At 65.4% G+C, this 19,113-nt stretch carries 16 protein-coding genes and 1 riboswitch; of the genes, 15 read left to right on the forward strand and 1 reads right to left on the reverse strand.

Translation table 11 applies throughout. The features are described from left to right. Positions 1–76 precede the first annotated feature (76 nt). Positions 77–261, reverse strand: a riboswitch (cobalamin riboswitch). 164 nt (positions 262–425) lie between these two features. From KUV82_RS10070 to KUV82_RS10140, 15 genes are all read left to right on the forward strand, one after another. After that, positions 426–1,505: a cell wall hydrolase gene (locus tag KUV82_RS10070; RefSeq protein WP_258319719.1), complete on the forward strand. Its 1,080-nt coding sequence runs from the start codon at positions 426–428 to the stop codon at positions 1,503–1,505. 124 nt (positions 1,506–1,629) lie between these two features. Next, positions 1,630–1,974: a hypothetical protein gene (locus KUV82_RS10075; RefSeq protein WP_219954155.1), complete on the forward strand. Its 345-nt coding sequence runs from the start codon at positions 1,630–1,632 to the stop codon at positions 1,972–1,974. A 73-nt stretch (positions 1,975–2,047) separates the two neighbouring features. Continuing rightward, positions 2,048–4,021 (forward strand): putative bifunctional diguanylate cyclase/phosphodiesterase, encoded by a 1,974-nt coding sequence (locus tag KUV82_RS10080; protein WP_219954156.1) that lies wholly within the window; start codon positions 2,048–2,050, stop codon positions 4,019–4,021. 276 nt (positions 4,022–4,297) lie between these two features. Beyond that, complete coding sequence (mdh, locus tag KUV82_RS10085; protein WP_219954157.1) at positions 4,298–5,260, forward strand: malate dehydrogenase; 963 nt, start codon at positions 4,298–4,300, stop codon at positions 5,258–5,260. 17 nt (positions 5,261–5,277) lie between these two features. Further along, a complete protein-coding gene (locus tag KUV82_RS10090) occupies positions 5,278–5,769 on the forward strand; it encodes a hypothetical protein (RefSeq protein WP_219954158.1) in 492 nt (163 codons plus the stop codon). After that, complete coding sequence (gene sucD, locus KUV82_RS10095) at positions 5,766–6,656, forward strand: succinate--CoA ligase subunit alpha (RefSeq protein ID WP_219954159.1); 891 nt, start codon at positions 5,766–5,768, stop codon at positions 6,654–6,656. The genes KUV82_RS10090 and sucD overlap by 4 nt, the downstream gene beginning before the upstream one ends. Positions 6,657–6,757: 101 nt before the next feature. Further along, a complete protein-coding gene (locus KUV82_RS10100; protein ID WP_219954160.1) occupies positions 6,758–9,592 on the forward strand; it encodes a 2-oxoglutarate dehydrogenase E1 component in 2,835 nt (944 codons plus the stop codon). A 28-nt stretch (positions 9,593–9,620) separates the two neighbouring features. Continuing rightward, positions 9,621–10,847 carry a 2-oxoglutarate dehydrogenase complex dihydrolipoyllysine-residue succinyltransferase gene (gene odhB, locus KUV82_RS10105; protein ID WP_219954161.1) on the forward strand — a complete coding sequence of 409 codons (1,227 nt, stop codon included), beginning with the start codon at positions 9,621–9,623 and terminating at the stop codon, positions 10,845–10,847. A gap of 10 nt (positions 10,848–10,857) precedes the next feature. Beyond that, the gene (gene lpdA, locus KUV82_RS10110; protein WP_219954162.1) at positions 10,858–12,270 is read left to right on the forward strand and encodes a dihydrolipoyl dehydrogenase; all 1,413 of its coding nucleotides are present in this window, start codon (positions 10,858–10,860) and stop codon (positions 12,268–12,270) included. Between the two features lie 24 nt (positions 12,271–12,294). Beyond that, a complete protein-coding gene (locus tag KUV82_RS10115) occupies positions 12,295–13,278 on the forward strand; it encodes a hypothetical protein (RefSeq protein ID WP_219954163.1) in 984 nt (327 codons plus the stop codon). After that, positions 13,279–14,100 carry a hypothetical protein gene (locus KUV82_RS10120; protein ID WP_219954164.1) on the forward strand — a complete coding sequence of 274 codons (822 nt, stop codon included), beginning with the start codon at positions 13,279–13,281 and terminating at the stop codon, positions 14,098–14,100. Positions 14,101–14,157: 57 nt separating this feature from the next. Next, positions 14,158–15,528: a serine hydrolase gene (locus KUV82_RS10125; RefSeq protein ID WP_219954165.1), complete on the forward strand. Its 1,371-nt coding sequence runs from the start codon at positions 14,158–14,160 to the stop codon at positions 15,526–15,528. Between the two features lie 55 nt (positions 15,529–15,583). After that, entirely contained in the window at positions 15,584–16,918 is a 1,335-nt protein-coding gene (locus KUV82_RS10130) for an amidase family protein (protein ID WP_219954166.1), read from the forward strand. A gap of 44 nt (positions 16,919–16,962) precedes the next feature. Beyond that, positions 16,963–17,652: a PepSY domain-containing protein gene (locus KUV82_RS10135; RefSeq protein WP_219954167.1), complete on the forward strand. Its 690-nt coding sequence runs from the start codon at positions 16,963–16,965 to the stop codon at positions 17,650–17,652. Then, a complete protein-coding gene (locus KUV82_RS10140; protein WP_219954168.1) occupies positions 17,649–18,269 on the forward strand; it encodes a trimeric intracellular cation channel family protein in 621 nt (206 codons plus the stop codon). Before KUV82_RS10135 ends, KUV82_RS10140 begins: the two co-directional genes overlap by 4 nt. Here KUV82_RS10140 and KUV82_RS10145 read toward each other — a convergent pair. Continuing rightward, the gene (locus KUV82_RS10145) at positions 18,266–19,000 is read right to left on the reverse strand and encodes a hypothetical protein (protein ID WP_375541203.1); all 735 of its coding nucleotides are present in this window, start codon (positions 18,998–19,000) and stop codon (positions 18,266–18,268) included. The genes KUV82_RS10140 and KUV82_RS10145 overlap by 4 nt on opposite strands. Positions 19,001–19,113 lie beyond the last annotated feature (113 nt).

Genomic DNA, 19,113 nt, shown 5'->3' on the forward strand with positions numbered 1-19,113 from the left:
AGACGAATGCCGTCCATGACGGGAGGGAGCGCTCATTCGCCCCATCCACGTTTGCCATCGGTACACCCCGCCCGCGGCCGAACGACGCGCACAGGCAGGTCTCCTGGCTCCCGGATCGCTGGTTCCGCTTCGCCTTCCCGCTTGCGCAGTGGCGTAATGAAGCGAACCTCCCCGGTCACAGTTGCGGGGGCAGCGGAGGTCTTGAACCTCCTTCCCTCTTAGGGCCTGCGTCGGCAGGCCAACCTATGACGCAATCGCGCCCCTATCGCGCGATTTTGCGATGCACAAGAGCCGGGCTTCGTTAAGCTTTGCTGTGGTAAGGGCCTGAAGGCCGATCGTCCCTTAGCGGGATGGGCGCAAGCCGCCGCCTGTCGCATGGGCGGCAACTCGGCTATGATTGGACGCAATCCAGGGAAGGACCCGCAGTGGACGAGACGATGGCCCCGGCCGGACGGACCCCGCGCACGCCGCGCGAACCGTCGCCGCGCGCGCGCCGTCTCGACCAGCGCCGCAAGAGCCGGCGCCGGCTGCTGGGGCGCGGCGCGATCCTGGGCGCGGCCATCGCCCTGCCCACCGTTGCCGCGCAGGGCGAATGGACCGATCTGAAACAGGCGATGGGCCTTGGCGAAGAAACCGTAGCCTTTGCGCCCATGCCCTTCGAAACCGCCGGCGAAAGCTTCCCGGGCTCCGCCTTCTACTATCTTGAGGACGCCCCGCGCCTTGCTGTCGAAGTGCCCGAGCTGCGCGATGAAGAGATTGGCGCAGAGACGGTCGAGTTCGCGGAAAGCCACGGTGCAGGCGCGGCAGCAGCGGCCTTCCGCACAGCCGGCAGCGGTCTCGACAAGGCGCGCGCGCTGCAATGCCTTTCCACCGCGGTGTACTACGAAGCCGCGAGCGAGAGCTACGCCGGACAGCAAGCGGTCGCGCAGGTCGTTCTCAACCGCGTGGCGCACCCGGCCTATCCGGCGAGCGTGTGCGGAGTGGTTTTCCAGGGATCGGAACGCAAGACCGGCTGCCAGTTCAGCTTTACCTGCGACGGGTCGATGGCGCGGCGACCCTCGCGCCAGGCCTGGGCCGTCGCCCAGTCGGTCGCGCTCGCAGCGCTGGCGGGTGAGGTTTACAAGCCCATCGGCCTCGCAACGCATTACCACACCAATTACGTGAACCCCTATTGGGCGGCGAGCCTCGACTTCGTCGGCACCATCGGCGCGCACCGTTTCTACCGCTGGAAAGGCGGCGCCGGGACCGCACGCGCCTTTACGGATCGCTACGCCGGAAGCGAACCGCTGGCAGCGCCCAACCGCCGCACCCAAACCACGGCGGCAGCCGCAATCACGCCGCCTCCCAACGATCGGCTGACCTCGGCCCCCGTGACGGCGAATCCGGCGGCAACTTCTTCTGCGCAGGCCCAACCGAGCGCCAACGACGCGCTGCCCCAGTCTGGCCGCGTGCGCGAGGAATATGCGAATTCGGGCAAGTGGATTAACGAACCCGGCAAGCGCTAAGCCCGCCTGCGCGCTGTTCTGCGCTGCGCCTTTACCTCTTCACAACCATGTCACGGAACCGAAGCTTAGCGCGAGGGTGCCTAGAGAGGGTGTGTTCGCAACGCCGCTTCACAAGGATGTAGGCATGCCCGTCCATTTCGCCGCCGCCCGCTCGACTGCTCATTCGCCGATTGCCCGCGCGCTGGCGAAGAAGGCGCTGGCCCGTGCGGCCAACGACAACGGCGATGCGGCGCAGATGCAGGCTGAAGCCTCCAGCTTCGATGCCATGATGCGTGCCGCGCTCAAGCATTTTGCCGAACACGGCCTCGGCGCTGCTGAAGCCGCTCGCCAACAGGCGGAACAGGCCTATTTCACCGGCGACCATGACGCCTACGCCTGGTGGCTTGGCGTGTGTCGCACGCTCGATCGCCGCCTGGCCGAGCGGTGCGAGCGCCGGCTCGAAGGCGACGACGCGCAGCTCGTCTACTGACCATCGAACGGTGCGTGTCAGGGTGACCCTCGCGTTAACCGAAACATGACGGTTTTCCCGTAGGTCAGTCGCAATGGGGAAGCAGCACATAAACACCGCCTGGGCACGTATCCAGGACCTTAGAGAGGGCGCCGACCCGCTCACCGATCAGGCGCGCGGTGCTCTGGTGCGCTCGCTTTACGAAAGGCGCACGGCGCTTGCGATGGGCGCGATTTGCGGCGCCATGGCCAGCACCGTCGTTGCCTTCCTGTCCGACAATTCACTGCTCTACTCGCTGGCTTTCCTGCTCTCCAGCATCGCCATCCTGCGCATCGTCAACGCGCGGCACCTGGCAAGAAACCCGGACGACATCGACGCGGATTATCTTGAGCTCACCTACAAGTTCGGAGCTTTCAGCTATGCTCTGGTCCTTGGGCTGGTCGCGGCAGCGACCGTCGCGCTCGATACTGGGGCCATGGCGCAAGTGCTGATGATCACCAACGCCGTGGGCTATGGGATCGGTATATGCGCGCACAACGCGGCCCGGCCCACGATCGCGCTGGGCCAGCTCACCCTGGTCTCGGTGCCGGTGGTCTGGGCTGTGCTGGCGGAAGGATCTGTTGCCGGCGCATTCCTTGCGCTCACCATCGCGCTGCTCTTTCCGGCCATGTTCTCGATCGTCTTTTCGATCTTCGGAACCTTGCGCGATTCGCTCGATGCGGCCGACCGCAGCGCGGAACTGGCCGCGCAGATGGAAACGATTGCCCTGACCGATCCGGTCACGGGCCTCGCCAACCGGTCGGGCCTCGACCGTGATCTTCCGGGCGTACTCGAACGCGCAGCCGATAGCGGGAATGCCGCCGTCCTGTGGATCGATCTCGACCGCTTCAAGGAGGTCAACGAGCTCAAGGGACACCAGGCGGGCGACCAGGTCCTGCGCGAGATCGGTAGCCGGCTTTCCGCACTGGTCGAAGATGGCGGTATCGTCGCGCGCTTTGCCGGTGACGAGTTTGTCGTGACCACACGGATCGACAGCCGCAACGCCGCCTCCATGCTCGCAAGCCAGATCCTTGGCGAGGTCCGCCGCCCCATGCGTATCGACGGCGAGCGCATCGAGATGGGTGCGTCTATCGGTATTGCCTTGATGCCTGAAGACGGATGCACGGCGGAGGAGCTGATGCGCCACGCCGACCTTGCGCTGTACGAAGCGAAAATCGCCGGCCGTTCGCAGGTGCGTTTCTTCACAACGGACATGACCCGCGATCTGGCCCATCGGCGCGAAATCGAGACCGAGCTGCGCCTCGCCCTCTCGCGCGACGAGCTATCGGTCTACTTCCAGCCGATCGTGGACCTGGAAACGGGCCGCGTGCGGTGTTTCGAGGCGCTGGTGCGCTGGTTCCACCCGGAAAAGGGCGAGATCCGGCCCGACGAGTTTATTCCGGTTGCCGAAGACAGCGGCGCCATAGTCACACTGGGCAACTGGCTGACCGGCGAAGCGGCGCGGGTTGCCGCGCAATGGCCCGAAGACGTGCACGTTGCCGTCAACCTCTCGCCGCTGCAGCTCAAGGCGCCGGGCGCTGCGCTCGGCATCCTCAACGCGCTGCGCGAGGCAGGCCTCCCGCCCGAGCGACTTGAGCTGGAAGTAACCGAGAACCTATTTCTCGAGGACAGTCCCAGCATCGCACTGTTCATCAAGGAGCTTTCCCGCGCCGGCGTGCGCTTTGCGCTCGACGACTTCGGCACCGGCTATTCCTCGCTGGCTTATATCAACCAGTGGCCGTTCTCGAAGATCAAGGTCGACCGCAGCTTCGTCTCGGGCGCGCAGGCGGGCCGCAAGAGCGATGCGATCATTCGCGCGGTTTCGCAAATGGGTCACACGCTGGGCATGGAAATCGTTGCCGAAGGGCTCGAGACGGTCGAGCAGGTGAAAGCCGTGCGCTCGGCGGGCTGTACGCTGGGCCAGGGCTATCACTTCAGCCGCGCCATTCCGGACTACAAGGCCGCCCTGTTGCTGGCCGAGGAAACCGATTCCGCGAAGGGCGAGCTGCGCAAACGGCGCGTCGGCTGATCCTGTCACCGGTCCCGGCCGGGAACTTCCACACCCCAGACGAGTCCCAAAGCGTGTAGATGCACGCGAAAGCACCCTTATTGCAATTGCGAACCATTTGCAAAGATACTTTCGAGGCTAGACCTTTTGCCGGTTGCATTCCCGCGCCCAGAGGCCTAGGTCGCACTCGCAATTGACCGGGTGCCGTGCCTCCTTTGCGGGACACATGAAGCATGGCCCGTATCGGTCGGGGTAACATCACTGTCCCGCACGGCAGGAACAAGGACCCACGCTTCCATGGCACGCAAGAAAATCGCCCTCATCGGCTCCGGCATGATCGGAGGCACCCTCGCCCACCTCGCGGCGAAGAAGGAAATGGGCGACATCGTCCTGTTCGACATTGCTGAAGGCATGCCCCAGGGCAAGGCGCTGGACCTGTCGCAGTGCGGCCCGATCGAAGGCTTCGACGCCAAGATTACCGGCTCGAACGACTACGCCGACATCGCTGGTGCTGACGTCGTGATCGTCACCGCCGGCGTGCCGCGCAAGCCCGGCATGAGCCGCGACGACCTGCTCGGCATCAACCTCAAGGTGATGAAGTCGGTCGGCGAAGGCATCAAGAACAACTGCCCCGACGCGTTTGTGATCTGTATCACCAACCCGCTGGACGCGATGGTCTGGGCGCTGCGCGAATTCAGCGGCCTGCCGCACAACAAGGTCGTCGGCATGGCCGGCGTGCTCGACAGCGCGCGCTTCGCCACCTTCCTCGCATGGGAATTCGACGTTTCGGTGAAGGACGTGAACGCCTTCGTCCTCGGCGGCCACGGCGACACCATGGTGCCGGTCCTGTCCTACTCGACCATCAACGGCATCCCGGTGAAGGACATGGCCAAGATCAAGGGCGTGTCGGAAGATCGCCTTGACGAAATCGTCAAGCGCACCCGCGCCGGCGGCGGCGAGATCGTCGCCCTGCTGGGCAACGGCTCGGCCTATTACGCTCCGGCCACCAGCGCCATCGCGATGGCCGAAGCCTATCTCGGCGACCAGAAGCGCATCCTGCCCTGCGCAAGCTACGTTGACGGCAAGTACGGCCTCGACGGCCTTTATGTCGGCGTCCCAACCGTGATCGGTTCGGGAGGCACCGAAGACGTCGTCGAGATCGAACTCTCGGACGAAGAAAAGGCCAACCTCAAGGTCTCGACCGACGCTGTCGAGGAACTGCTCGAAGCCTGCAAGGGCCTCGACGGATCGCTCGCCTGAGACTGAGCCCGAGCCCCATGCGCCGTTACCTCCTGCCCGCACTTGCCCTGATGGCTGCGCCCGCCGCAGCCCAGGACAAGCCGGCCACCCCGGCCCAGATCGCCGACGCGATCGACGCCTGCGCTGCGATCACCTCGCCCACCTGGCTGGAGCTCAAGCAGCTCCCCAGCCATGGCTGGAAGCCCTTTGAAAAGCGTGGCGGTCGCCGCGGGGCGATGAAGGTTCGGGGTGCCTACGAAAAAGTGGGCAACGAGGCACTGATCATCATCAGCAAGGAAGAGCTCAAGCAGAAGGCCTGCGTGGTCTTCGCCAAACTCGACAACACGGCCGACTATGGCCCCACCGCGCAGGGCGTGTCCGAATTTGTCGGCATGCCCGTTCGCGCCGAAGGGCCGACCTATTTCTGGATCATGGACGACAAGGAAATGCGCCTTGATCCGGCCGGGGATCGCGACAAGCCGATCGCCCGTTTCGAAATTACAGCCATTCCCCAGGAGAGTGCCGAATGAGTATCCTCGTCGACAAGAACACCAAGGTCATCACCCAGGGCATGACGGGTGACACCGGGACGTTCCACACGCAGCAGGCGCTCGCCTACGGCACGCAGATGGTCGCAGGCGTGACCCCCGGCAAAGGCGGCACGACGCACATCGACCTGCCGGTCTACAACACCGTTGCCGAAGCCAAGGCCGAAACCGGCGCGACCGCTTCGTGCATCTACGTCCCGCCGCCGTTCGCCGCCGACTCGATTCTCGAGGCGATCGACGCCGAGATGGAACTGATCGTCGCGATCACCGAAGGCATCCCCGTGCTCGACATGGTGCGCGTGAAGCGTGCCCTCGAAGGCTCGAAGTCGCGCCTCATCGGTCCGAACTGCCCCGGCGTCCTGACGCCCGGCGAATGCAAGATCGGCATCATGCCCGGCAGCATCTTCCAGAAGGGCAGCGTCGGCGTCGTCTCGCGCTCGGGCACGCTGACCTACGAAGCCGTGCACCAGACCACCATGGTCGGCCTCGGCCAGACCACGGCAGTCGGCATCGGCGGTGACCCGGTCAACGGTACCAACTTCATCGACGTGCTCGACCTGTTCCTCGACGACGAGGAAACCAAGTCGATCATCATGATCGGCGAGATCGGCGGCAGCGCCGAAGAAGAGGCCGCCGCCTTCCTCAAGGACGAAGCCGCCAAGGGTCGCTCCAAGCCTACCGTTGGCTTCATCGCCGGCCGCACGGCGCCTCCGGGCCGCCGCATGGGCCATGCTGGCGCCATCGTTTCGGGCGGCCAGGGCGGCGCGGAAGACAAGATCGCAGCCATGGAAGATGCAGGCATCCGCGTCTCGCCGAGCCCGAGCGAGCTCGGCACGACGCTCGATGCGCTGCTGAAGGAACTCGCCTGATCCGCTTTGCGGAACGGCTTGTTCCTCCCCGGGAGCCTTCCGCACCGCCGATGCATTGGCAAAGAGTAAGCCGACACTAGCGTCGGTGCGAAAGGGACCCGATGGGTAACGAGAGCCACGATTTCCTGCCCGAAATGGGCGACCAGGAAGGCCCGCAGCCGGGCCCGAGCTGGGGCAACCCCCGCTGGCTGGCCGATGTGGTCGACAGCGGCGCGGACCTGACCGCCGCGCTCGACCCGACGCAGATGCGTCTCGCTGTCGCCCAGGCAGCGGAAAAGGCAGGCAAGGCGCTCGACCCCAAGGCAATCGAGCAGGCGGCCGACGACAGCATCAAGGCGATGCTGCTGGTGCGCCTCTACCGTGTGCGTGGCCACCTGGCGGCAAATCTCGACCCGCTCGGCCTCTCGCACCGTGAAGTGCCTGAAGACCTTACGCTCGAATGGCACGGGTTCGAAGGGCAGGAAGGCAAGGAAGTCTACGTCGGCGGCGTGTTCGGCTTCGACTGGGTCACCGTGGGCAAACTCTACCGGGTGCTGCGCGAAACCTACTGCGGCAACGTCGGCCTCGAATACATGCACATTTCGGACACGGAGGAGCGCCGCTTCCTCCAGGACAAGTTCGAGGTGCCCGAGGACACAATCCAGTTCACCGCCGAAGGCAAGCGCGCAATCCTTGCCTCGGTCATCCGCGGCGAGCAGTACGAAGCCTTCCTCGGCAAGAAGTACGTCGGCACCAAGCGCTTCGGCCTCGATGGCGGCGAGTCCATGATCCCGGCGCTCGAAGCGGTCATCAAGTATGGCGGCCAGCTCGGTGTGCGCGAGATCATCTACGGCATGGCCCACCGCGGCCGCCTCAACGTTCTCGCGAACGTGATGGGCAAACCCTACAAGGTCATCTTCCACGAATTCTCGGGCGGAAGCGCCAACCCCGACGATGTCGGCGGTTCGGGCGATGTGAAGTACCACCTCGGCACCAGCACCGACCGCGAGTTTGACGGAATCAACGTGCACATGTCGCTGGTCCCCAACCCCAGTCACCTCGAAGCGGTGAACCCCGTCGTGCTCGGAAAGAGCCGCGCGCAGCAGGCGATCCGCGATGACCTCAAGCAGCACGAACAGGTCCTGCCCGTCCTCCTCCACGGCGATGCGGCCTTTGCCGGCCAGGGCATCGTGTGGGAGTGCCTCGGCTTCTCGGGCGTGCGCGGGTACAACACCGGCGGCTGCCTGCACTTCGTGATCAACAACCAGATTGGCTTCACCACGAGCCCGCAGTTCGCGCGGTCCTCGCCCTACCCCTCGGACGTCGCCAAGGGCGTCCAGGCGCCGATCCTCCACGTCAACGGCGACGATCCCGAAGCGGTGACCTTCGCCTGCAAGCTGGCGATCGAATACCGCCAGACCTTCGGCCGCGACATCGTGATCGACATGTGGTGCTACCGCCGCTTCGGCCACAACGAGGGCGACGAGCCCAAGTTCACGCAGCCGCTGATGTATGACGAGATCCGCAAGCATCCCAAGGTCAGCCAGATCTACACCAAGCGCCTGATCGAACAGGGCGTGGTCGACCAGGCCTATGCCGACGGACTGATTGCCGAATTCACCGGCCATCTCGAAGAAGAGTTCACCGCGGCAAAGAGCTACAAGCCCAACGAGGCCGACTGGTTCGGAGGCCGCTGGGCGGGCATGAACAAGCCGGCCGATCCGGAAACCGCGCGTCGCAACGTGGAAACCGCGATCCCCAAGAAGCTGTTCGACAGCCTCGGCCGCACACTGACCGCCGTGCCGGACGACCTGACGATCCACAAGACGCTGGGCCGCGTGCTCAAAGCCAAGGAAGACATGTTCGCCAAGGGCGAAGGCTTCGACTGGGCGACGGCGGAAGCGCTCGCGTTCGGCAGCCTTGTGACCGAAGGCTTCGGCGTGCGCCTGTCGGGCCAGGATTCGGGCCGCGGCACCTTCAGCCAGCGCCACGCTGTCTGGGTCGACCAGAAGGACGAGCGCAAGTACATCCCGCTGACCACGCTGCCACATGGCAAGTTCGAGGTCTACGACAGCCCGCTGTCGGAATACGGCGTGCTCGGCTTCGAATACGGCTTTGCCATGGCCGACCCGAAGAGCCTGGTCATGTGGGAAGCGCAGTTCGGCGATTTCGCCAACGGCGCGCAGATCATGATCGACCAGTTCATTGCTGCAGGCGAGGTAAAGTGGCTGCGCGCCAACGGCCTCGTGATGCTGCTGCCGCACGGCTACGAAGGCCAGGGCCCGGAACACAGCTCCGCGCGTCTCGAACGCTTCCTGCAGCTGTGCGCGAACGACAACATCCAGGTCTGCAACATCACCACGCCGGCGAACTATTTCCACGTGCTTCGCCGCCAGATGCTGCGCTCCTTCCGCAAGCCGATGGTCATCATGACGCCCAAGTCGCTGCTGCGCCATCCGCTGGCGAAGTCGGACGCGAGCGAGTTCATGGGCGATCACCACTTCATGCGGATCAAGTCCGACATGACGGAGATCGACGACAAGAAGGTGAAACGCCTCGTGCTGTGTAGCGGCAAGGTCGCTTACGATTTGATGCAGCGCCGCGACGAAGCGGGCCTCGAGGACGTATCGATCGTACGCATCGAGCAGCTCTATCCCTTCCCGGGCGAGCCGCTGGCGGTGCGCCTCAAGCGCATGACGAATCTCGAGACCGTGGTCTGGTGCCAGGAAGAGCCTAAGAACAACGGCGCCTGGTTCTTTGTCGACCGCCTGATCGAGGAATCGCTCACAGCTGCAGGCAAGGACGGCATGCGCCCCTGCTACGCCGGCCGCGAAGTCGCTGCATCTCCCGCCACGGGCTACGCCAGCCGCCACCAGGTGCAGCAAGAAGCTCTCGTCAATATCGCGCTCGGACTGAACGGCGGTGACACGCCCAAGGTCCGCAGCGACTGCAACTGATCCAAGAAGGCCGAAGGAACCCCAACACATGGCCACTGAAGTCAAAGTCCCCACGCTGGGCGAATCGGTAACCGAAGCAAGCGTCGGTGAGCTGCTCAAGAATGTCGGCGACGCTGTCGCGGCGGACGAGCCGATCATCAGCCTCGAGACCGACAAGGTCGCGGTCGAGGCCCCCTCGCCCGTCGCCGGTGTCATTACCGAGTTCAAGGTTGCCGTGGGCGACACGGTCGAGGTCGACGCGGTCATCGCGGTGATCGAAGAAGGCGCCGCACCGGCCGCCAAGGGCGCCGAAGCCGGCCGCGCCAGCGAGCAGCGCGAAGAGGGAAAGGCCGAGCGCGCGGAAGCTCCCGCAGCCTCTTCCGACGCCTCGCAGACCTTGTCGCCGGCGGTCCGCCGCGCGGTTCTTGAACACGGCGTCGATCCTTCGACAATCAAGGGCACCGGAAAGGACGGCCGCCTGACCAAGGAAGATGTCGTCGCCGCGGCCAAGGCCAAGCGCGACGGCGGCTCCGCCCCGGCCGCAAGCACGGCCGCGCCCGCTGCAAGTGGCGGCGAGCGCCGCGAGGAACGCGTCAAGATGACGCGCATGCGCCAGACGATCGCCAAGCGCCTCAAGGGCGCGCAGGAAAACGCGGCGCTGCTCACCACCTTCAACGACGTCGACATGTCGGCGGTCATGGAAGCGCGCGCAAAGTACAAGGACCTCTTCGCCAAGAAGCACGACATCCGATTGGGCTTCATGGGCTTCTTCGCCAAGGCTGCCTGCCTTGCACTGAAGGACGTGCCCGCGGTCAACGCCTACATCGAAGGCGACGAGATCGTGTACCACGATTACGTCGACATCTCGGTCGCGGTCTCGGCCCCCAACGGCCTCGTGGTCCCGGTCATCCGTGATGCGCAGGACAAGGGTTTTGCCCGCATCGAGAAGGATATCGCGGACTTCGGCAAGCGCGCCAAGGAAGGCACGCTGACGATGGAAGACATGAAGGGCGGCACCTTCACCATCTCCAACGGCGGCGTGTTCGGCTCGCTGATGTCGACCCCGATCATCAACCCGCCGCAGAGCGCCGTCCTCGGCCTCCACCGCATCGAAGATCGCCCGGTCGTCGTGAACGGCGAAATCGTCATCCGCCCGATGATGTATATTGCCCTGTCCTACGACCACCGCCTGATCGACGGCCGCGAGGCGGTCACCGCACTCAAGATCATCAAGGAAGCGATCGAAGATCCGACCCGGATGCTGATCGACCTCTGAGGAAAGACACATGGCTGAATACGACTACGACGTCCTCGTCATCGGCGCTGGCCCGGGTGGCTATGTCGCCGCGATCCGCGCGGCTCAGCTGGGCCTGAAGACCGCTTGTGCCGAAAGCCGCGACACGCTGGGCGGCACCTGCCTCAACGTGGGCTGCATTCCTTCAAAGGCGATGCTGCATGCGAGCGAGTTCTTCGATGCAGCCAGCAACGGCGCGATGGCCGACATGGGCATCGAGACCAGCCCCAAGCTCAACCTCGACAAGATGCACGCCCAGCGCCGCGATGCGGTCGAAGGCCTGACCAAGGGCGTCGCTTTCCTGTTCAAGAAGAACAAGGTCGACTGGAAGCAGGGTCACGCCACCTTCCAGGATGCGCACACGGTCAAGGTCGGCGAGGAAACCGTCACCGCCAAGGATATCATCATCGCCACCGGCTCCTCGGTCACTCCGCTGCCCGGGGTCGAAGTCGAGAACGACAAGCATGTGGTGGTCGATTCCACCGGCGCGCTGGAACTGCCCAAGGTTCCGAAGAAGATGGTCGTTATCGGCGGCGGTGTGATCGGGCTCGAACTCGGTTCGGTCTGGAACCGCCTCGGCGCCGAAGTGATCGTGGTCGAATATCTCGACCAGCTGCTGCCCGGCATGGACGGCGATGTGCGCAAGGAAGCGGCCAAGATCTTCAAGAAGCAGGGCATGGAACTGCGCCTGTCGACCAAGGTCACGGGCTGCACCGTCAAGGGCAAGAAGGCCACCCTCACGCTCGAGCCAGCTGCCGGCGGCGATGAAGAAACGCTCGAAGCCGATTGCGTGCTGGTCTCGATCGGCCGCCGTCCGAACACCGAAGGCCTCGGCCTCGATGCCATCGGGCTGGAGGTCAACAAGCGCGGCCAGATCGAAACCGATCACGACTTCCGCACCGCGGTCGACGGTGTCTGGGCCATCGGCGACGTCGTCCCGGGCCCCATGCTCGCCCACAAGGCCGAGGATGAAGGCATTGCCTGCGCGGAAAACATCGCGGGCCAGACCGGCATCGTGAATCACGACATCATCCCGGGCGTGGTCTACACCCTGCCCGAGTTCGCCGGTGTCGGCCTGACGCAGGAAGAAGCCATCGAGAAGATGGGCGGCGACAAGACCAAGGTGAAGGTCGGCAAGTTCCCGATGATGGCCAACAGCCGCGCCAAGACCAATCACGAGCCCGATGGCTTCGTGAAGATCATCGCCGAGGCCGAAAGCGACCGCGTGCTCGGCGTGTGGGCCATCGCTTCAGTGGCCGGCACGATGATCGCGCAGGCCGCGCAGGCGATGGAATTCGGCGCCACCAGCGAGGATATCGCCTACACCTGCCACGCCCACCCGACGCATTCCGAAGCAATCAAGGAAGCGGCGATGGCGGTCCAGGGCAAGCCGATCCACATCTGATCTCGCTCGAAGGAGTAAACGATCATGGCCCGCAGCGTTGCAATCATCGGTGCGGGCCAGATCGCCTACGAGATGGTCGCTGCCTTCAGCGACGATTGGCGGATCACCCTCCACGCGCGCTCTGCCCCGCAATGGCTGGGCGTCATGCCCTGCCACTTCGTCCCTTTCCTTCGCGGCGAGGACGAACCACCTTCCGCTGACTGCGTTATCGACACCATCGCCTTCGATGAGGGCGATGTGAGCGGCTACGATCCCGACCGCGTGGGCCGATTGATCGCTATCAGTTCGGCCAGTGTCTATCGCGATGCCGAGGGGCGCACGCTCGACGAGGCGGCGACTTGCGGCTTTCCCGAATTCGCGGGCCCGATCACCGAGGATCAGGCGACGGTCGCCCGCGGGCCTGACACCTATTCCACCCGCAAAATCCGCATGGAGATGGCCGCCCGCGCGCGGTTCGGCGAGCGCGCGACGATCCTGCGCCCCTGCGCAATCTACGGTCTCTGGTCGCGCCATCCGCGCGAATACTGGTTCGTGAAGCGCCTGCTCGACGGGCGCACGCGCATCCCGGTGTTGCACCCCGAAGTCTCACGCTTCCAGACCACCAATGCGCGCGACATCGCCGAGCTCGCGCTCGAGATGGCTCATGCGGAGATCGGCGGAACCTTCAACATCGCCGACGAATACGGCCCCTCGGTTGCCGACATCGCGCAAAACATTTGCGAGTTCACCGGCAGGCAAGCGGAGCTGGTCGAGGTGCCGGCGGACAAGGGCTCGACCATCGGGCGGACGCCCTGGTCGGTGCCGCGCCCCTTCCTCATCGACGGTTCGAAAGCGCGCAACGCCTGCGGGCGGGCAGGCTCGACCTACTGGCCCAATGCCCGCGACGCGGTCGAGTGGCTGATCGAGCACAATCCCGCAAACTGGCGCGCGGCCTTCCCGCAGATGACCGTCTATCCGTGGGACCTGTTCGACTATGCCGCCGAAGACGCCGCGATGGACGCGCTTTAGGTGAAGGCGCGGCTAACCGGTCTCCTCGCGCTGGCGATCCCCGTGCTGGCCGGGATCGCCTATCTCGAGCTGATGGGCGCGCCTGCAAGTTACGCAATCCTCAATGCGGCGGCATTCGGTGTCGCGGCCGTGTTCGGGTTGTTCGCCCCACCCCTGCCAAGCATCGGGAAACGCCGCGTGATCACGGTAGTCCTGATCGCGCTGATCTTCCTCCCGCTCATCACGGGACCATACGTCAACGGTATCGCCCGGTGGCTTCCGCTCGGTCCCTTCACGTTGCATAGCGGCGCGCTCTTCCTGCCTGCGCTCGTCGTCCTTGCCGCACGCGACGAAGATTTCGCCCCACCGATCCTGCTCGCGGCGCTGCTTGCCGCCACGCTCCAGCCGGACGCGGCGACCTCGCTTGCGGTCATGCTGGCTGCGGTGGGCATCTACACCGCGCGCGACGACTGGCGCATGGTGCCGGTCGCCGGCATCGCCTTCTTCGCCAGCCTCGTTGCTGGCCTGCGCGGAGAACTGCCTGCCCAACCCTTTGTCGAGCGGATCCTCGTCCACCTCGCGTTCGAGGCCCCGGTCGGGGCTTTGGCGCTTGCGGGCGCGCTTCTGGCCACCTTCTTCCTGCTCGCCCACGCGCTCGCCGCGGAAAAGAGTGTGCGCCATGGCCTCGCCGGCGCATTCTTCGGCTTCTGCGTCGCCGCCCTCGTGTCCAATTACCCGACGATCCTCGTGGGCTACGGCGCGGCCCCGATCCTCGGTTTCGGCCTTGCTATCGGACTGGCCGCCGCTACCGCTCGACGAACGGCAAACGACCCCACTCCCTGACGCTTGCCCGCACCTTCCAGAGGTGTATTATGCAAGCAAATCACTTGGGAGGTTTCCATGATCGCATTTCGCCGGGCCGCGCTGGCCCTTTCGCCCCTCGCGCTGCTCCTTTCGGGCACAGCAGCGCAGGCGCAGGATACGGACCGCATGATCGAGCTGGCCCAGGCCGAGGCCGACAGCGGCACCTTCATGGGCGCCGTGCTCGTCGCGCGCGGGGACGAGAAACTGGTCGACCAGGCCTGGGGCCTTGCCGACGCGGAATGGAACGTCGCCAACACGCCGCAGGGCAAGTTCCGCATCGGTTCGGTGACCAAGCAGTTCACCTCGGTCTCGATCCTGCTGCTGGCCGAAGAGGGCAAGATCGATCTCGACGCGCCGATCTCCACCTATCTGGACGATACGCCTGAGGCTTGGGACGCGATCACCGTGCGCAACCTTATCCGCCACACATCGGGCATTCCCAACGTCACCTCGCTCGAGGAATTCGGGCGCGCAGCACTCCTGCCGACGACGCAGGACGAGCTCATCGCCATGTTCCGCGACCTGCCGCTGGAATTCGAGCCGGGCAGCAAGTTCGCCTATTCGAATTCCGGCTACGTCCTTCTCTCGCGCATCGTCGAAAAGGTTGGCGAGATGGAGCTTGGCGAATTCTACAAGACACGCCTGTTCGATCCGCTCGGCATGGACGACACTGCGCTCGACAACACCGCCGCTGTCGTTCCCATGCGGGTCGAAGGCTACTCGCCTTCGGGCGACGGCGCCACCTATGTGAACGCGGCCTATGTCGACATGGGCATCCCCACCGGCGCGGGCGCGCTCTATTCCACTACGGACGACCTGCTTGCGTGGCAGCGCGGCCTGTTCGGCGGGAAGGTGCTGTCGGCTGCAAGTCTGGAAACCTACCTCACCCCGCATGACTACGAAGCTTTCTTCGGCGACACATACGCGCACGGCGTGCTGGTCGATCGCGAGGGCGAGGACGTCTACTACTGGCACGGCGGCGGCATCCAGGGCTTCAACGCCTGGCTGAGCTATGACCCGGTGCGTGAAGTGACCGTCGCGGTCCTCGCCAACCTCAACGGCGGGGCGGCGAGCAAGCTGGGGCAGGACCTGATGACCCTCGTGCGCGGCGGCGAGGTCACGCTGGCGAATGAGCGCCAGACGATTGCCATGCCGGAAGACCTCTCCCAGTTCGAAGGGGTCTATGCCCTCTCGCCCGAATTCAAGATCACTGTCTTTGCGCAGGATGGCCGGTTGATGACCCAGGCAACCGGGCAAGGCGCGGCGGAGATATTCCCCGAGGCCGAGGACCGCTTCTTCCTCACCGCCATCGATGCGCAGATCGCCTTCAACCGCGACGAAAGCGGTGCGGTTTCGGGCATCACCCTGTTCCAGAACGGCCGCGAATTCCCGGCGGCAAAGGAATAATTGCGCCTCTCCCCACCGCGGCCTATCCTGCGCCGCGGTGGGGAGAGACATAGACGTGGCATATCCGAAACTGACCGATAAACCCGGCGCGATCGAAACCGCGCAGGCCATCCGCAGCGGCGAGCTGACACCGAGCGAGGCGGTCGAGGCCGCGATCGCCCGGATCGAACATCTCGATGCGCATATCAACGCCGTGGTCGTCACCGATTTCGACCGCGCGCTCGAACAGGCCAGGGCCATGACCAAGGCGGGGCCTTCCGGCGACCGGCCGCTGTTCGGCGTGCCGATGACGATCAAGGAAAGCTTCGACATTGCCGGCCTGCCCACCACATGGGGGCACGAGGCCTATGCCGAGAACACCGCCACGCGCGATTCCACCGTGGTGCGCCAGCTCAAGGACGCCGGCGCAATCTTCCTCGGCAAGACGAATGTCCCGCCCGACCTGGCCGATTGGCAATCGAACAACCCGGTCTACGGACGCACCAACAATCCGCACGACCACGAACGCTCGCCGGGCGGATCCTCCGGCGGTTCGGCGGCGGCCGTCGCCAGCGGGATGGTGCCATGCGAATACGGCACCGATATCGGCGGCTCGGTCCGCGTGCCCGCCCATTTCTGCGGCGTCTGGGGGCACAAGACGAGCTGGGGGCTGATCTCCAAGCATGGCCACGACCATCCGGCGATGGCGGGCCAGGACGCGCATGATGGCGCGCTTTCAATCGCCGGACCGCTGGCGCGCAACGCGGCCGACCTGAGGCTGCTTGTCGAACTCACCCAGGCCTTCCCGCTGAAGTCGCGCGGCAAAGCGCTGACCGACTGCCGCCTGCTGGTCCTGATCGACCACCCTTCCTGCCCGACCGATGATGCCGTGCGGGGTCCGATCGAAGCCGCAGCGCAGGCGCTCGAGAGCGCCGGTGTCACTGTCGATCGGAGCAGCGACCTCCTGCCCGATCTTGCCGCGCAGCAGGGCCAGTACATGCGCATGCTCAACGTCGCCATGGCCCGCGGCATGCCGGGCCCCGACGGCCAGCGCGCCACGGCGACCGACTGGTTCGACATGCTCGACCTGCAGACCCGCAACGAGAACGCGTGGAACCATCTGTTCGAGACCTACGATTTCGTGCTCGCGCCGCCTGCACCGATCCTTGCCGTGCCGCACCGCGAAGGGCGCGTGTTCGACGCAAGCGTGACCATCAACGGCGGCGAACAGCCGGGCGGATCGACCCTGTGCTGGGCCGGCCTTGCCACCTATCCCAACCTTCCCGCCACGGTCCTGCCGGTAGGCGAAACGGACGGATTGCCCTGCGGCATGCAGGTCATGTCGCGCCGCTGGGCCGATCTCGACTGCATCGCTGCTGCCGAGGCGATCGGGAAAGTCTTGCACGGCTGAACCTGCCGCGCCATGGGCCGCCCACCCAATAGAAGGACAAGAAAATGCGGTTGCTTGCCCGCTGGCATATCTGGCTCGCCTGGCTGATCGGCGTTCCCATCCTGATGTGGACCCTGACCGGCCTGCTGATGGTCGCCAAGCCCATCGAAGAAGTGCGCGGGAATCACCTGCGCAAGGACGTGGCAGAGCGTGCCCTGCCCGCCGACACGCAGATCGCCGTCTCGCTGCCAGCCGATAGCACCCGGCCGGTGCGCTCGGTTACCACGCAGGTCGAGCGCGGCGAGACGATCACGCGCATCGCCTATATGGACGGGACCAGCGCGCGCTTCCGCCCCGATGGCAGCGAGATGGGGTCGCTGTCCGAGCTCGAAGCCCGGCTGATCGTTGCAGAGGCCATCGTCGGCGGAGACGCGGTCGTCAGCACGCAGCGTTTCGAAGCGGACGCGGTGCCTTTCGATTTCCGCCGCGCGATGCCGGTCTGGCAGGTCGTGCTCGAGGATGGCACCAACGTCTATGTCGGCACCGAGACCGCGCGGATCGAGGCTGTTCGCACGCGGTGGTGGCGCGCCTTCGATTTTGCCTGGGGCCTGCACATCATGGACCTGAAAACGCGCGAGGACACCAGCCACCCGATCCTGATCCTCTTCGCCCTGCTTTCGGCCATCGGCGCGCTCATCGGCTGCATCCTCATGTTCCGTCGCCGCAAGGCGCGGGTGAAGGTGCCCAAGGCATGAACACCGCAGTCCTTACCCCACTGCTCGATATCCTCGACCTTGCGGGCGTGGCCATCTTCGCGCTCACCGGAGCGCTGGTCGCGGCAAAGGAAAGGCAGACCTTCGTCACACTCGCCTTCTTTGCGCTAATCACTGGCGTTGGCGGCGGCACCGTGCGCGACCTGCTGATCGGGGCGCCGGTGTTCTGGATCCACGATGCCTGGGTGGCAGGCGTGTGCCTTGCAGTGGCGCTTTTCGCCTGGTTCACGCCGACGCGCTGGTGGGAAGGACGGTTCCTCTCGATTGCCGACGGGCTCGGCCTTGCCGCCTACGCGGTTCTCGGCGCCGCCAAGGCGCTCGAATACGGGATTCCGCCGGTCCCTGCAGCGCTCATGGGCGTGATCACCGGGTGCGTGGGCGGCATCATCCGCGACGTCATCGCCGGCCGCCCGTCGATCCTGATGCGGCCCGAACTTTATGTGACCGCCGCGGCGCTTTCCGCGAGCGTGACGGTCCTCGGCGAAATCGCCGGGATCATGCGCGAGGCGGTCTGGATCGGCGCGACAGCGGCGGGCTACGGCCTGCGGCTCGCCGCAATTCGCTGGAACCTCTCGCTGCCCGCCTACACGCGCAATTAGCCGCCGGCGCCGTCGTATTCGGGTAGCTGCTGCGGATCTTCCCCGGGCAACGGACCACCGGGGTAGGCCGGCTGCGGCCCGCCGGCATAGTCGGCTTGCGCCGTGTCAGTGCGCAAACGGGCGGCGGTGTAGACGTCATCGCTGTGCTGGCGATCCGCGCCCGCCTGATAGTCGGTCGGAACGTCCGAATAGCCGGTGACCCCGTTGCCGTAATCGATCGCCTCGATCCGGCCATCCTCGCCAATCGAGCAGCTGAAGCCCTGCCCGTTGTAGAGCGATCCGGTCACATTCCAGCCGACAGCGCTGCGGTTGACGTTGTCGACCGTTTCGACGCGCACATTGCGCTCGATCTCGCGCACGCACATCGACACGGCACGGTCGATCCCGCGCCCATCGTTGTAGCGGTAGTCACCGCGATAGGGCTCGCGGTAGCGGCGGTCGCGCCGAACGTCACGATCGCCCGATCCCTTTGCCGCGCTCGCAATGGCGGCGATCCCGCCAAGGATCAGGACGCCGGTCAGCACATCGCCCGCATCGATGCCGCGATGGCGGCGATAGCGATAGCGGCGGTAACGGTCGGCGTTGTCGTCGCCCGGCGCCCAGGCAGGCGCGACCTGCTGCGGCGCGGCAATAACCGGCGCGGGCAGCTCTGCGGCCTGGGCAGGCATGGCGGTCATGGAAAGCGCGGCGAGCAGCGCCGGCGCGGCGGTAAGCTTGGACACGGAAGGCATGGTGCCAGTCCCCCTTGTGGCGCACCCCCACCATGGCGCGCGTGTGAGAAAGGCAAAGGCTTAGGCGGCCCAGGCTAAATCAAGCCTGAACCGCCCTGGTGGAAGCCATTTGC

The sequence above is a fragment of the Qipengyuania flava genome, from assembly GCF_019448255.1.
GTDB lineage: Bacteria > Pseudomonadota > Alphaproteobacteria > Sphingomonadales > Sphingomonadaceae > Qipengyuania > Qipengyuania flava_A.

What these genes read in the sequence shown, in the direction of transcription:
- KUV82_RS10135 (WP_219954167.1), top strand. Translation starts at nt 16,963, where the DNA reads ATGCGGTTGCTTGCCCGCTGGCATATCTGGCTCGCCTGGCTGATCGGC.
- KUV82_RS10090 (WP_219954158.1), top strand. Translation starts at nt 5,278, where the DNA reads ATGCGCCGTTACCTCCTGCCCGCACTTGCCCTGATGGCTGCGCCCGCC.
- KUV82_RS10140 (WP_219954168.1), top strand. Translation starts at nt 17,649, where the DNA reads ATGAACACCGCAGTCCTTACCCCACTGCTCGATATCCTCGACCTTGCG.
- KUV82_RS10080 (WP_219954156.1), top strand. Translation starts at nt 2,048, where the DNA reads ATGGGGAAGCAGCACATAAACACCGCCTGGGCACGTATCCAGGACCTT.
- KUV82_RS10100 (WP_219954160.1), top strand. Translation starts at nt 6,758, where the DNA reads ATGGGTAACGAGAGCCACGATTTCCTGCCCGAAATGGGCGACCAGGAA.
- KUV82_RS10075 (WP_219954155.1), top strand. Translation starts at nt 1,630, where the DNA reads ATGCCCGTCCATTTCGCCGCCGCCCGCTCGACTGCTCATTCGCCGATT.
- odhB (WP_219954161.1), top strand. Translation starts at nt 9,621, where the DNA reads ATGGCCACTGAAGTCAAAGTCCCCACGCTGGGCGAATCGGTAACCGAA.
- sucD (WP_219954159.1), top strand. Translation starts at nt 5,766, where the DNA reads ATGAGTATCCTCGTCGACAAGAACACCAAGGTCATCACCCAGGGCATG.
- KUV82_RS10115 (WP_219954163.1), top strand. Translation starts at nt 12,295, where the DNA reads ATGGCCCGCAGCGTTGCAATCATCGGTGCGGGCCAGATCGCCTACGAG.
- KUV82_RS10145 (WP_375541203.1), bottom strand. Translation starts at nt 19,000, where the DNA reads ATGCCTTCCGTGTCCAAGCTTACCGCCGCGCCGGCGCTGCTCGCCGCG.
- KUV82_RS10125 (WP_219954165.1), top strand. Translation starts at nt 14,158, where the DNA reads ATGATCGCATTTCGCCGGGCCGCGCTGGCCCTTTCGCCCCTCGCGCTG.
- lpdA (WP_219954162.1), top strand. Translation starts at nt 10,858, where the DNA reads ATGGCTGAATACGACTACGACGTCCTCGTCATCGGCGCTGGCCCGGGT.
- mdh (WP_219954157.1), top strand. Translation starts at nt 4,298, where the DNA reads ATGGCACGCAAGAAAATCGCCCTCATCGGCTCCGGCATGATCGGAGGC.